Annotated in this window: 15 protein-coding genes; 6 read left to right on the top strand and 9 right to left on the bottom strand. The window is 44.4% G+C overall.

The window, feature by feature from the left end; genetic code table 11:
- The first annotated feature begins 332 nt into the window (after positions 1–332).
- Complete coding sequence (locus tag QUA24_RS18865; RefSeq protein ID WP_333163998.1) at positions 333–950, top strand: CP12 domain-containing protein; 618 nt, start codon at positions 333–335, stop codon at positions 948–950.
- Between the two features lie 120 nt (positions 951–1,070).
- Here the strand turns inward: QUA24_RS18865 and QUA24_RS18860 are convergent, their stop codons facing one another.
- The 5 genes from QUA24_RS18860 to QUA24_RS18840 all read right to left on the bottom strand — a co-directional run bounded on the left by QUA24_RS18860 (position 1,071) and on the right by QUA24_RS18840 (position 5,766).
- The gene (locus QUA24_RS18860; RefSeq protein WP_333114010.1) at positions 1,071–1,457 is read right to left on the bottom strand and encodes a VOC family protein; all 387 of its coding nucleotides are present in this window, start codon (positions 1,455–1,457) and stop codon (positions 1,071–1,073) included.
- Positions 1,458–1,606: 149 nt separating this feature from the next.
- Positions 1,607–2,275 (bottom strand): SOS response-associated peptidase, encoded by a 669-nt coding sequence (locus tag QUA24_RS18855; protein WP_333164009.1) that lies wholly within the window; start codon positions 2,273–2,275, stop codon positions 1,607–1,609.
- A 191-nt stretch (positions 2,276–2,466) separates the two neighbouring features.
- On the bottom strand, positions 2,467–3,402 hold the full coding sequence (gene uvsE, locus QUA24_RS18850; RefSeq protein WP_333231224.1) for a UV DNA damage repair endonuclease UvsE: 936 nt from the start codon (positions 3,400–3,402) through the stop codon (positions 2,467–2,469).
- A gap of 242 nt (positions 3,403–3,644) precedes the next feature.
- A complete protein-coding gene (locus tag QUA24_RS18845; RefSeq protein WP_172190898.1) occupies positions 3,645–3,851 on the bottom strand; it encodes a hypothetical protein in 207 nt (68 codons plus the stop codon).
- A gap of 262 nt (positions 3,852–4,113) precedes the next feature.
- On the bottom strand, positions 4,114–5,766 hold the full coding sequence (locus QUA24_RS18840) for an AarF/ABC1/UbiB kinase family protein (RefSeq protein WP_333164019.1): 1,653 nt from the start codon (positions 5,764–5,766) through the stop codon (positions 4,114–4,116).
- A gap of 260 nt (positions 5,767–6,026) precedes the next feature.
- On the opposite strand from QUA24_RS18840, the gene QUA24_RS18835 reads away from it, so the two are divergent.
- Complete coding sequence (locus QUA24_RS18835) at positions 6,027–6,299, top strand: helix-turn-helix transcriptional regulator (RefSeq protein WP_333231221.1); 273 nt, start codon at positions 6,027–6,029, stop codon at positions 6,297–6,299.
- The gene (locus QUA24_RS18830) at positions 6,296–7,300 is read left to right on the top strand and encodes a BstXI family restriction endonuclease (protein WP_333231219.1); all 1,005 of its coding nucleotides are present in this window, start codon (positions 6,296–6,298) and stop codon (positions 7,298–7,300) included. Before QUA24_RS18835 ends, QUA24_RS18830 begins: the two co-directional genes overlap by 4 nt.
- On the opposite strand, the gene QUA24_RS18825 is transcribed toward QUA24_RS18830, so the two are convergent.
- The 3 genes from QUA24_RS18825 to QUA24_RS18815 form a co-directional block, all read right to left on the bottom strand.
- The gene (locus QUA24_RS18825) at positions 7,301–8,413 is read right to left on the bottom strand and encodes a site-specific DNA-methyltransferase (RefSeq protein ID WP_333231218.1); all 1,113 of its coding nucleotides are present in this window, start codon (positions 8,411–8,413) and stop codon (positions 7,301–7,303) included.
- A 176-nt stretch (positions 8,414–8,589) separates the two neighbouring features.
- Positions 8,590–9,651 carry a mannose-1-phosphate guanylyltransferase gene (locus QUA24_RS18820; RefSeq protein ID WP_333231217.1) on the bottom strand — a complete coding sequence of 354 codons (1,062 nt, stop codon included), beginning with the start codon at positions 9,649–9,651 and terminating at the stop codon, positions 8,590–8,592.
- 219 nt (positions 9,652–9,870) lie between these two features.
- The gene (locus tag QUA24_RS18815; RefSeq protein ID WP_333164025.1) at positions 9,871–10,482 is read right to left on the bottom strand and encodes a thylakoid membrane photosystem I accumulation factor; all 612 of its coding nucleotides are present in this window, start codon (positions 10,480–10,482) and stop codon (positions 9,871–9,873) included.
- A 322-nt stretch (positions 10,483–10,804) separates the two neighbouring features.
- Here QUA24_RS18815 and QUA24_RS18810 point away from each other — a divergent pair, with 322 nt between their 5' ends.
- Positions 10,805–11,707: an undecaprenyl-diphosphate phosphatase gene (locus QUA24_RS18810; RefSeq protein ID WP_333231215.1), complete on the top strand. Its 903-nt coding sequence runs from the start codon at positions 10,805–10,807 to the stop codon at positions 11,705–11,707.
- On the opposite strand, the gene QUA24_RS18805 is transcribed toward QUA24_RS18810, so the two are convergent.
- The gene (locus QUA24_RS18805; protein WP_333231214.1) at positions 11,704–12,051 is read right to left on the bottom strand and encodes a hypothetical protein; all 348 of its coding nucleotides are present in this window, start codon (positions 12,049–12,051) and stop codon (positions 11,704–11,706) included. The genes QUA24_RS18810 and QUA24_RS18805 overlap by 4 nt on opposite strands.
- 105 nt (positions 12,052–12,156) lie before the next feature.
- Between QUA24_RS18805 and QUA24_RS18800 the strand changes: the two genes are divergently transcribed.
- The gene (locus QUA24_RS18800; protein ID WP_333231212.1) at positions 12,157–12,291 is read left to right on the top strand and encodes a hypothetical protein; all 135 of its coding nucleotides are present in this window, start codon (positions 12,157–12,159) and stop codon (positions 12,289–12,291) included.
- A 33-nt stretch (positions 12,292–12,324) separates the two neighbouring features.
- Positions 12,325–12,591 (top strand): hypothetical protein, encoded by a 267-nt coding sequence (locus QUA24_RS18795; protein WP_333231211.1) that lies wholly within the window; start codon positions 12,325–12,327, stop codon positions 12,589–12,591.
- Positions 12,592–12,660 lie beyond the last annotated feature (69 nt).

The following is a 12,660-nucleotide window of genomic DNA, read 5'->3' as shown; positions in this document are numbered from 1 at the left end:
AAGCTCAAAGATCGATCGCAATACTTCACTCTTGCTTGGAAGATCGCACGCTAGTCCCGTCTGAGGGCTAAATCGCGGACTCCAGAGGCTCCGGGGGAGCGATCGGCTGTTTCAGGCAACTTGTCATTCCGAGTGCCGTTAAAGGTTTTATGATTAGTTTGCGATCGCACGATTTCTCAGAAACCTAGTTGCTAGACCGGATTTATCGTTACTAAACCCAACATTTTGGTGGAAACCGGGTTTCTGAGGGTAAGTCCTAATGACGATCGCAAATCAAATGGACAGCCCCAAATCGGGACGCAGTAGACTTTATCAGCGGGAAGGAATAAAAAATGATGATGAAAGCCCAAGATATTATGACAACAGAAGTTGTTACCATTCGCGGTTCGGCAACTGTAGCTGAAGCGGTGGCGATGATGAACGAACTGTGTTTGCGCGCGTTAATTGTGGAACGCCGCCACGAACAAGACGCCTACGGCATTGTGACGGAAACGGATATTGTTTACAAAGTAACAGCCTACGGAGTAGACCCGCAGAAAGTCCGCGTCTTCGAGATTATGACCAAACCGTGCATCACGGTGAATCCCGACTTGGGCGTGGAATACGTGGCGAGGCTGTTCGCCAATACCCGAATCCGCCGAGCTCCGGTGATTAAAGACAAACTGCTGGGCATTATTTCGGTAACGGATATCTTGACAAAAAGCGATTTTGTCGAGAAGCCGAAAAGTGTTTTATTTGAGGAACAAATCGAACAGGCGATCGCGGATGCCAGAACTATCTGTGCCGAGAAAGGCGCTACTTCTAGAGAGTGCGCGGTAGCGTGGGACATTGTAGAGGAAATGCAGGCTGAGGCTTCTCACCAGCGATCGATGAAGCTTGAAAAAACGGCTTTTGACGAGTATTGCGAGGAAAATCCCGAGGCGGCTGAAGCCCGGATGTACGACAGTTAATTTAATGATTAGTGATTAGTCATTAGTTATTAGTTATCAACTCTTATGTATGGATTGATAACTAATAGCTAACGATCGGAAATAGCTTTTTTTAGGCTCGCCTCACGAAAAATAAAAATCTTAAGTGTTTGGCCCAATCATATAAAACACGTTCAGCTTATTCCCATCTAGATCCCGAAAATATCCCACATAAAACCCCGGTAACGTGCCTCTTGACCCCACTGCTCCTTCATCCTTAGCGCCAAGTTCGATCGCTTTGTTATAAACTAAGTTGACTTTTTCTGGACTGTCAACTTGAAGTGCGATCATTACGCCATTACCAACAGTTGCTTCGTTGCCATCAAAGGGTTTTGCAACAGCAAATCCTGGCATCTCTGGAGAAACGCTCCATGCGATAAATCGGTCGAATTCCATGAATCGTTGAGCGCCAATTTCCGCAAGCAAAGTATCATAAAACTTGGCTGCACGTTCAAGATTGTTGGTGCCGACTGTAACGTATCCAATCATATTTTTTGTCCTCTAACTGATGTTAAGATAAAAAAATGTTTGAGCAAATAACAACTGAGTTAAACTGATCCTTAGAAAACCAAAGCTACAACTCAAACATCATTTTACATCATAACTGACACTATCTCGGTGTTGTCCGCTCCCATCATTTATTGCCGATCGCTAATACATTCGGGAGTGTCTCTACTTGGACTGTTGACGATCGCACTTACCGCCTTTGCTTTCATCGCAGCAGCATAGGGCTTTAACAAGGGCAAAACTTCCTGAGCATTTTTAACAGCAGGATCGAGCCACTGTTCCCAATCGCTGTCGGGGAGAATCACCGGCATTCGATCGTGCATCGGCTGCACTGTTTCGTTAGCAGCGGTAGTAATTATACTGCAAGATACAATGTTTTCTTTTTCTGGAGACTCCCAATTTTCCCACAAACCGGCAAAAGCAAAAGGTTCCCCATCTGCCTTTTGAAAATAGTAAGGCTGTTTGTTCTTTCCCTGCTGTTGCCATTCGTAGAAACCGTCAGCGACTATCAAACATCGCCTGTGCTTGATGGCGCTGCGAAAAGCAGGTTTTTCGGCTACAGTTTCCGATCGCGCGTTAATCATCTTGCTGCCTATTTTCATGTCTTTTGCCCAACTTGGAATCAAACCCCAGCGCATAAATTGGAACTGTCGCTGCATTTGCTCTTGAGAAACTGTGACTGTGGCAACTGATTGAGTTGGGGCGATATTGTATCGCGGTTTGATGTCGGGAACTGCCGAAAGTTTGAAGAATTCGGCTATGATTTGACCTGAAGTAGTTAAAGTGTATCGTCCACACATAATTTATAATTGGTATTAACAAAAAGGTAGATTGGGATTTACCGTTGGGCGGGGCGGGTTTTCTAGATTATGCGTGTTAGGCAATAATTGTTGGTAAAACCCGCCCCTACGAGACATCGCGATTTACCGTTGGGCGGGGCGGGTTTTGGAGATTATTCGTGTTAGGCAAAGATGGTTTGTAAAACCCCACCCTACGAGACATTGCTAAATTGTGGAACATTCGCAGACAACCATTCGGCGCGCAACTTTTCAATCGCTAACTCTTTAAATTTAGCTTCTACTTCAATCCACGGAGCCTGATAATAGCAATTAGGCATTTCTGTAATTAAATCGCTGTGGCGCGGATCGGCAAAAAATTCTCTGCCATTCGATATGTGCACTAATTGCCATTCAGGAACCGACCAACTTGTGCGGGCTGCTGCGAGCATTTCGGCAACGCTGGGATCGTCGTAAGTTTCTAAATGTTCGTGAATGACGTGGTGGTGGGCATCAAAAACCATTGGTACGCCGGTATCGAGACAAACTTCTAAAATTTCCGAGGAACTGTAAGCGTATTCGTCATTTTCAAAGGTTAAGCGCGATCGAATAGATTCGGGTAAATCGCGGATGACTGATTTAAGCTGCGAAGTGCGATCGCTCTTGCCGCCGTGAATGTTCATCAGTGCCAGGGGCGATCGGGGCTGTCCCAACATATCTAAAATTAAAGCATGAGTGGCAAGAATTTTAATGCTGTTTTCAACTACAGAAAGCTTGTCGGAACTGAGGACGACAAATTGATCCGGGTGGAGTACCAAGCGGATGCCCAAAGAAAGAGCGCGATCGCCGATAATCCGCAATTCCTCAGTCATGGAATGTAGCACTGCTTCCCCCAAATCTGTATCTGCAAAAGGGAACAGTGCGGAAGTCATGCGGTAGAGCTTAATTTGATTAGCACAACAGAAGTCGATCGCTTTGTCAAGCCGCTTTAAGTTGTCTGTATAAAGCTCGCGCAATACTGTTTCTTGTTCAGTTTCTGTAAGTTGCAACAGTCGCTTCCGTGTGACCGTGCGAAAGCGAACTGCATCGGATGTTGTAATACAGACTAATCCCAATTCCGGCAATTTTTCCTGTTTCACTACTTGGTTCATCCCGCTCATTTAGTAATAATCCCTAACTTTAATTTTATGTTAAATAGGTTTCTCGTAAGGACTTGAGTTTTTAGTCTAGAAGTTTTTAGGTACTACTCAACTTGCCCAAATAGTCCGCCGGAGATTCAAATCCCTGGCGGACTATGGAAGTGCAAGATGTAATTAGTACAAACCTGATTTTTATCAAACCTCTAATTAACCGCGTCGCAGATAGCATATCGATGACAATTTAATCGATATAACTATTGCTGTTCTTCGCCAGACTCAGCCTCTTCGTCGGGCCGCGCGGTGGCAACAGGATTTTCCATTGCTTCGTTATGGAACGGATAACCCGATGTTTCTTGATTTAGCGGGTCAGCGGGTTGGTCGTCAGGGGATGTAATTTGACCGTTAGTGTTGGTATTGGGTTTTGTGGAAGAACCTTTATGGCTGGCGTGACCGCTACTCATCTTTTTTTCCTCAATTAGGTTTATGGAACAATTTCTAGCTTAGACTTAGCGGCTGCGGACGATCGCCTATCTTAAGTCAGAGATGTTGCTTAATAGTTGAGGATGCTATACGACTCCTCGCATCAATTGTGAAATTTTTCTCTTCTCTTATCAACATAGCCGTCAAGAGAGTCTTTGCGGTTCGTCGTTCACAAAAAAGCCAGTTTCGCGCTTTCCGAAAGAATTGCTATATCTCCTGCTTTTCCCTATTTCCTCTTTCCAATCAACTCCGCAAACGCCCTGATCTGAGAATGCTAATAATCAACCAAAAACCCAAAAAACTTGCCGCCCCAAACAAACCAGTGCTCAGAAAAGATAACTGAGAAGTTTGTGCGTTTGAAGAAATAATTGCCGCCCCCACAATCAGCGAACCCACGACAATACTAAAAGAAAGTCGGTTCGCAGAATCCCCCAGAGTGCGGCGTAGCGGATCGAGTTCTTTTAGTGTCAAGTTCCACTTCAAAGTTTCCGAAGTAACTCGGTCTAAAAGCACTTCCACTTGTCGCGGAGATTGCAAAGATAAGCTTTTGAGATCCAGAGCAGTTCTCAGCAGAGCTTGTATCGGATCATCTCCTAATAACTGACGCCGAAACATATCGGTCATCAGCGGTTTGACCTGCTCTACAATATTAAACCGGGGATTAAAAGAGCGCGCCAGCCCTTCCAAGTTAGCTAGAGTTTTTGCATACAAACCGAGATTGCTGGGCAGCCGAATTTTATTTTTTCGGGTGATTTCCAGCACCTCATAAAAAATTTCCGACAAGTTCATTTGCGACAAGCTGACATTGTAATACTTGCGGAGCATTCGAGCTAAATCGTTCTCTAGATTAACTAAACTTGTCGGCTGAGCAAATTCTGCCATTTCCAAAGTTAATTGAGCGCAGCGCTGAGCGTCTAAATCGACAATTGCCAGCAACATTTCGGTCAAATTCTGCTGAGTTCGCGGGTCTAATCTGCCGACCATGCCGCAGTCTAGCAAAGCTATGCGGCCGTCTTTGAGATAAAATAAATTGCCGGGATGCGGGTCTGCGTGAAAGAATCCGTCGATGTACAACTGCTGGAAGAAAACGCGGCAAAGTAGCGTTGTAATTTCTTCGCGTTCGGCATTTACATCTCCTTTTTGGCGAATTCCTTGCAAATCGCCTAACAAAATCGGGACTCCGTTCAGCCACTCCATTACTAAGAGTTTTTTTGTAGTTAACTCCCAGTTAATTTCTGGTAGGACAACTTGTGTAGGGTCAAACCATTTACTTTTAGATAAATTGCGGCGCAGTTCGTCTGTGTAGCTGGCTTCTTGAATGAAGTCTAGTTCTGCACGCAGGGCGATCGCAAATTCTTCAGCTAGGGCGACAATATCGTATTGTTGACCGAAGTCTGTGAGCATGACAAGTTCTGCCAAACCTCGGAGCACGGCGATGTCTTGTTCGATGACAATATCAATACCGGGGCGCTGAACTTTGAGGGCGACTTCGCGACCGTCTTTTAAAGTAGCTTTGTGGGTTTGGGCGATGGAACCTGCGGCGATGGCTTCGGTGTTAAATTTGGCGAAGGTATTTTCGAGAGATTGTGTGAGTTCCAGGCGGACGATTGCTTCTACTTGCGACCACGGTACGGGCGGTACTTCCGCTTGTAGCGTGGAGAGAGTTTCGATATAGCTGGCGGGTAAAAGGTCGGGACGGGTGCTCAGCAATTGACCCAATTTGACAAATACTGGGCCTAATTCGACGAGGATATTGCGGAGAACTGCTGGAGTTGGGAGACTGGGTGCGTCGGTTTTGCGGCCGGTTAGGAGGCTTTTCATGTAGTCCCAACCGTTGCGGAAGACGACCTCTAGAATTTCTCCTTTGCGAGAATTGTTTTGAACTAGGCTAAACAAGGGGCCTCCGGGTCGATCGGGTTTAAGGGCTATATAACTACTAGGATAGCGCTGTTGACCGGGCTGACCAGTGTCTTGGGGAATAACTTGGGCGTGGTGCGAATGGGGCGCGATCGAATTTTGGGTAGCAGAATTGCTGTTGAGAATTTCCTCGTCTCGGAAACATTTTCAGACCGTTTTGTTACTTATAGTATTCATTAATTGACTTATAATCTGTAGACTTATTGTCTATAAAAGTTTATTTATAGTCTGTAGATTTATTGTCTACATTTTTTGATAATTGTACCTTGAAGCAAAAAAGTGAAATAGATATCAAAAAGCGTTTTGGAAAAGCCATAAGGCGGCGTCGGCGAGAACTCGATCTATCACAAGAACACCTAGCCGAAATTTCAGGACTTCATCGTACTTACATTTCGAGCATAGAAAGAGGTCAGCGCAATCCATCTTTGGAGAATATTGAAAATCTAACAAAAGCCCTGGATATATCTATTTCTGCTCTCTTTGCTAACTATGGTATAGAGGTAGAAGAGTGACAGCTAAAAAAAATGCTAAAGCTAAAAATACTCGGTTGAGCTATAAACTTGGTCTGCCAGCAGCAATAGCTAGAAAAGTTGAAAAGACAGGTCAAACCAGAGGTGCAGAGAAAGATACTGTTTATCAAAACCGCGTCCGCCGATGTAGCACAGTCCTCATACCGCTAAGCTCGTGGAAAGCTGGTGTTGTCCCACCACCAGGAGGATTTGAAAATGGTTACATAGTTCTTGCCCATCCAGAGGAATACTTTTCCGAGATTCCTCCAACCTCTAAATCAAATTTACCAAAAGACTTACAGCTTGGACAAAATTTATTAGTATTTTATGAGACTAGACTTCAATGGAACAGCTACCCTCCAAGTCAGTATGGTTGGCATCCTGCTAACTCTCGAATTTCACCACTAGGAGGTCAATACCTTGCCCGCGTACCAGATACTACCAGTGCTAAAGACTCTCTTGAAAGGCATGGGTACATAGATAGCGATACTGGCGGTCAAGGAGCAGGAATTAGGATTTATGAGTATGCTTCACAAACGGAAATAGAAGCTACTAAATATCAGTTATCTTTCCTTGTGTGGCAAACCGAAGGAATTCTTGATATGGCGCGAGAAGAAGGCACACCGAATCCTGAAGAATGCAAGGCAAAAATAGAAGCTAAATGTCAGTCCATGGGACTTATAGATATTAATTTACTTCAGCAAAACAGGATAATAGATAGCCAACAGCGTACCGTTTGCCCTCTTTGCTTGAAGCCTATCCTAGCTCAAGAACTGGCGTCCCGCGTGGAACAAGCTGAAGGTAGAAATGTACCTGATTTGACAGTTACCACAGCAAATTTATTTCATGTTAAGGAACTCAGAGCCGGAGTATATAATCACTGTCGTTACAATTTGGGATGGGGACATCATCACTGTAATGCAGCAGCTAGAGACTGGGGAGTTAAACGCACATTAAAATGGATGGAAGAAGTCCTCACAAATAACGGAAAAATAATTAATTAATTATTTTTCCGAAGACACATTATTTAATAAGTTTTGAAACAAAAATTCCTTTTTCCAGTCAAATTCTGATGTTTTAGACTTTGGTAATGGCTGTGATATATCAGAACACCGTAAAGTTATTTTGTGACACAGACTTTCTTCAATCTCAATCAGCATAGCTTTACGACCTAACATTTGGGCTGCTTGTCCAACAACACCTGAACCTGCAAAGCAATCCAGCACCATATCACCCGAATAAGAACTGGCTTCAATAATATGAGTAATCATATCTAATGGCTTTTCTGCTGGGTGTTTACCCCGGTAAGGTCTAACTGTTGGGAAATCCCAAACATCGGTGTATGGTATATCGGCAGTTACAGAAAAAGGTCTGATTATTTCTTGATAATCAGGTAATTCTGGGACTTGGGGGCTAAATTTAGACAACACCGATTTCAGTTTTTGATATTGTTCGGGACTGGGGATGTTTCTGCCGGTCTCCCAATTCGATACTGCACCACCGTGATTGACACTCCCATACTCACCAATAGCTTCTGTTAGCTGAATAGTTGAGATCCCTGCAGCTTCGCGGGTTTTTCTGAGCAAGCTACCAAAAGCTGATTGTTTGTTGTTTTCCCCTGATGCTGATTCAGCAAAAATAATCCGTTCCGAATGATGATACCAACTCCTTAAATTTTCTTTTTTTGCCTTTTGCTTCCATCCATCATAGCCTGGTTCATTGGGTTTTGTCCAAGTAATTGAAGCTAGGACATTAAATCTTTCACCTAACATTACCTCAATTTTGGCTGCCATTTTATTAGAGGCAAAACAGTAGAGAGAGCCATTGGGAGCTAATACCCGCTGCCATTGCTCGGCTATATTGTCTAACCAGTGAAGGTAATCTCGATCATTTTTAAATCTTTTGTCGCCCGTAATGTTATCTTTTTTAGTAGAATGATAGGGGGGGTCTGTCAGAATTAGATTGACACAATTATTAGGCAGTGAGTTTAATACATCTAAGCAGTCACCTTGGTAGAGAGTGACAGCAGGGGATTGAAAGTAGGTGTTCATTGGCTTATTTTCTCTATAGCGCTCTGTACTCAACCGCTTGATTCCATAATTTAAGTTATTATACATGGGAAACCGAACCTCAGTCTAGTCTGTAAGACAATTAAATGATGGGTTTTACGCTCGCCCGGTTCAACCTCTTTAACAGCTTCTGGAAAAACACCCTGTTTTATAATTTTTTGTATGTAGCTTTTTCCGGGATTTATTGTAATTTCAAAGGGCGATTCTCAATCGCCCTTTTTCTATCACAATAAATCTTTCAATTTATCATCTTCTCCCAACACTTTAATTACCTGTTTAATCTCCTGCGTCCTGTCCTTTTTCACAATCAAAGTCACATTGCCATCTCTGACAACTACGACATCTTCTAAACCGATGGTCACAATCACCTCATTCTCATCCGCTGCATAAAAGATGCCACCTTTCGTATCAATTCCGACGTGTTTTGCTAACTCCACATTCGGCTTATCTCCTTGCAGCAAACGGCCGATCGCATTCCAATCTCCCAAATCGTCCCAGCTAAAGCCTACGGGCAGAACACAAGCCTTTTGCGTCTTCTCCATCAGCGCGTAATCGATGCTAATTTTGGGTAATTCCGAGTACGCCTGCGCGCCTTTTGTTTCCAAAGCTGCCATCATTTCCGGCACATGATTTCGCAATTCTGTCAAGACTGTTCCAACTCGAAATACAAAAATTCCGCCGTTCCAACTAAACTTGCCGCTGGCTACAAATTCTTCAGCAGTTGTGCGATCGGGCTTTTCGGTAAACCGCGCCACTCGATAGGCCGGAAAATCCCCAAAACTGCCAATTTCCTCGCCTTGTTCGATGTAGCCGTAGCCGGTGGAAGCATAACTCGGTTTTACTCCCAAAGTGGCGATCGCATCCTGATTGTTCGCCAACTCCGCCGCCGCCTCCAAAGTCTTGATAAACTCCTGTGGTTCCCCAATCCAGTGATCTGCGGGGAAAAAACCCACCACCGCATCCTCACCGTAACGCTTCGCAGTTTCTATAGCAGTCCATGCCACCGCCGGCGCAGTATCCCGGCCCTCCGGTTCCGCCAGCAAATTCTCAGGAGGTAACAGCGGCAACTGTTCGCGAACCCCCGCAGCCAACATTTCCGACGTTACCACCCACAAATCGTCCCAGCCGTTACCTAATGTTAATAGTCTTTCTGCAGTAGCCTGCAGCAAACTCTTGCCGCTACCGTCGAGACTCAAAAACTGCTTGGGGCGCTGTTTGCGACTCAGTGGCCAGAAACGTTCACCTTTACCGCCGGCCAGAATCACAGGAATTAAGGTTCTACTCATTGTTTAAAGTTTAAATAGTTCACGTCCATTTTGCCCTGAGACCCGATATGGTGTTTGTAAAGAATTACTGAGGGAGAATAATGGTTGACTTTTGACTGTTGACTGTCTCACCCGAAATGTAGGGTGCGCCTAGCGCACCTTACCCAATATAAAACAAAAAAACTCTCGTTAAGGAATCATTGAAAATTGCTATAGCGACTAGCAATTAGCCATTACCTATTACTTCGACAATTCGACGTTAAGTTCGTTCACGACACGGCGTTTGAGCGGGATTGATTTTTCTCTGGGTAGCAAGTCAAATACTTTCCGAAAAGCATCATCTACCTGTTCAAAGGGTATTTGTCCTTTCTCATTAAAAACTACTTTTCCCGATTGGTCGAGGATGACAGTTTGAGGTACGAAACCTTCGTAATAATGGCTTGGTTCGGTGATTTCTGGTGACGGTTGCGGAGGCAAAGAGTCAATTGTTATGGGCATAAAATCGGCTTCGCGACCGTAAAATTCCTGGAGTTGAGAGACGACGATCGCGTATTGCTTGGAGTCGCTGCTGTCATCAGTGTAAAAAACTAACAGTACGGGTTTATGACGTTTGAAAGAATCTGCAATCTTGACTTTAGGAGGAACTAGGGAACCGTTGCCGGCGTAGAGGGCAAATATTGTACCGTCAAAGCGATCGTCCGTAAGAGTTGCCAAGGCTGGGGCCGTTCCGCTTAGCAGTATTAAGCTAAGTGCGATCGCCACTGTTGCAAGACTGGCTGACAAGATTCGCCTCAGCCAGCGGATGCCTGAAGCAGCAGTAACAAGTGAATTTTTGTTCTCAGGAAATATCATAGGTTGTTGGCAGTTGCTGTAAGGAAAGCGAAATCAGATGCAAAAACTTTCCTAAGTTTATCAGCAAAATGTAGGCAAATGTTCTTGAGTAGGTTAAAGTAGTTTCGGCTCGATGATCATAAATTGCTGATAGTGGCGATCAACAAGGCGATTCTACAGACCGAAGATCACTATTTGCGATCGGCTTTTCAGGGGCGGACTGGAACAGTCCGCGCCACAATAAAATTTATTTGTGGTGGGGTGGGCTTCTAGCTTCCCAGAAGGGTGCAAGATATTCAATTCAACTGATTACTAGAAACTGACAACTGGGAATTTACAACTAATGATAGCTTTGCTTGACGCACTCCTCGCCCAAACGCCGGCTGCTGATGTTTCCGGGCCGGCTCAAATCAATCTGGTGCAGGCTCTTGTTTTAGGAATTGTACAAGGATTAACAGAGTTTTTGCCCATCAGCAGCAGCGCTCATTTAAAGGTAGTGCCGATCGCCCTGGGATGGGGCGATCCGGGAGTTGCTTATACTGCTGTGATTCAGTTGGGCAGCATTGTTGCAGTGCTTTGGTATTTCTGGAAAGACTTGACAAATATAACTGTTGGTGCAGTAAAAGCCTTGGTGCAGCGTAACTACAAATCCCATGAGTTTCAAATGGCGGTGGCACTTGTTTTGGGAACAATACCCATAGTCTTTTTTGGGCTGCTAATCAAGGCATTGGTTCCAGATTTTGACAACTCGCCACTTAGGAGTTTGGCCAGCATCGCCATTGCTTCGATCGTCATGTCGCTACTTTTAGCAATAGCAGAAAAAATTGGCAAGCGCAATCGCACTTATGAAAAGTTAACTGTCTTAGACGGTATTTTGATGGGATTAGCTCAAGCAATCGCATTGATTCCGGGGTGTTCGCGATCGGGTTCCACCCTAACAGCAGGATTGTTCATGGGATTGGAAAGACCTGCCGCCGCTCGGTTTTCTTTTTTATTAGGAATTCCGGCAATTACTCTGGCTGGATTAGTGGAATTAAAGGGTGATTTGGCACAAGGAATCGGCGATGCTGGAGTTGCAGCTTTGATAGTGGGAACGATTTCATCATTTGTGTTTTCTTATTTGTCGATCGCGTGGCTAATGAAGTTCCTGCAAACTCAAAAGACGTGGATATTTGTGTTGTATCGGCTAGCTTTTGGTGTGGCGATTTTAACGGCGATCGCAGGTGGGGGGCTGAGAAATATCTAAAACACGACTAACTTGAACCTAATTATAGCCCTTCTCAAGGGCAGTGAGGTATGTTCGGTAATGGGTAAGAAAGCAATCGCTCGCCCTAGCACCTTACTCACACTTTTTTGCCCTATATATGCCGTAAGATCTGCAACTTGACAAGCATGAGAGTTTAAGGCTTTGACAAAGGGATATTCGGCTCTCAACGCTGTATTGTGACGATACATATCTTTTTGTTCCACACCTCGGTTGCCCATCCAAAAACGGACACATTTGTGGCGGACAAACTGAGCGGTTTTAATCGCTTCGTCTGCAGCGTATTGAGTTGTTTTTGCCTTAGCCTTAAACTCTAAAAGTATCATTGACGTGGAAAAACTTTACGTAATTATTGTAGTATAGAAAAGCCGTCAAGCTAAGGATTGGGCTTGTATCCTATTAATATCGGTAACGCTAAAAGGAGAGTGGCTGTGAAAAAAGTAGCAGTATTTGGCAACGATGGAGGCGGTAAATCAACTCTCAGCAAGAGATTATTTGACATCACTGGGTTGCAGCTTTACGTCTTGGACAAGATTAAATATCGATCGGGCGGCGTTGAGGTTTGACAGGAAGAATACAAGCGCGCTCATCAGGAAATTTTGCAGACTGACAGATGGATTATTGACGGATTTGGTTGCATGGAAACCGTCTGGCTGCGACTTGATGAGGCGGATACTCTGGTTGATGTCGATCCACCGCTATACGTGCATTTGTGGTGGGTGACTAAACGACCGATCTCAGGTATCTTTAAAGCGCCCGAAGGCTGGCCTGAAAACAGCCCAATATTAAAGAGTTCGATTAGCAGCTACCGCGTGCTTTGGTTGTGTGACAAATATTTGACTCCAAGATATCGCGAATATAAGTAGTTAGACAGAATTAATTACACAAATACATAGTAGAATGATATTCCAGGCAAAATTATGAGTTAATTAGAA

The organism is Microcoleus sp. Pol12B5 (assembly GCF_036701335.1).
GTDB lineage: Bacteria > Cyanobacteriota > Cyanobacteriia > Cyanobacteriales > Microcoleaceae > Microcoleus.
Note: the sequence above shows the minus strand (reverse complement) of the source record. Positions and strands in the feature narration are given on the sequence as shown.

Coding starts and splice junctions, on each gene's coding strand:
- QUA24_RS18865 (WP_333163998.1), top strand. CDS start 333: ATGATGATGAAAGCCCAAGATATTATGACAACAGAAGTTGTTACCATT.
- QUA24_RS18860 (WP_333114010.1), bottom strand. CDS start 1,457: ATGATTGGATACGTTACAGTCGGCACCAACAATCTTGAACGTGCAGCC.
- QUA24_RS18855 (WP_333164009.1), bottom strand. CDS start 2,275: ATGTGTGGACGATACACTTTAACTACTTCAGGTCAAATCATAGCCGAA.
- uvsE (WP_333231224.1), bottom strand. CDS start 3,402: ATGAACCAAGTAGTGAAACAGGAAAAATTGCCGGAATTGGGATTAGTC.
- QUA24_RS18845 (WP_172190898.1), bottom strand. CDS start 3,851: ATGAGTAGCGGTCACGCCAGCCATAAAGGTTCTTCCACAAAACCCAAT.
- QUA24_RS18825 (WP_333231218.1), bottom strand. CDS start 8,413: ATGTATAATAACTTAAATTATGGAATCAAGCGGTTGAGTACAGAGCGC.
- QUA24_RS18820 (WP_333231217.1), bottom strand. CDS start 9,651: ATGAGTAGAACCTTAATTCCTGTGATTCTGGCCGGCGGTAAAGGTGAA.
- QUA24_RS18815 (WP_333164025.1), bottom strand. CDS start 10,482: ATGATATTTCCTGAGAACAAAAATTCACTTGTTACTGCTGCTTCAGGC.
- QUA24_RS18810 (WP_333231215.1), top strand. CDS start 10,805: ATGATAGCTTTGCTTGACGCACTCCTCGCCCAAACGCCGGCTGCTGAT.
- QUA24_RS18805 (WP_333231214.1), bottom strand. CDS start 12,051: ATGATACTTTTAGAGTTTAAGGCTAAGGCAAAAACAACTCAATACGCT.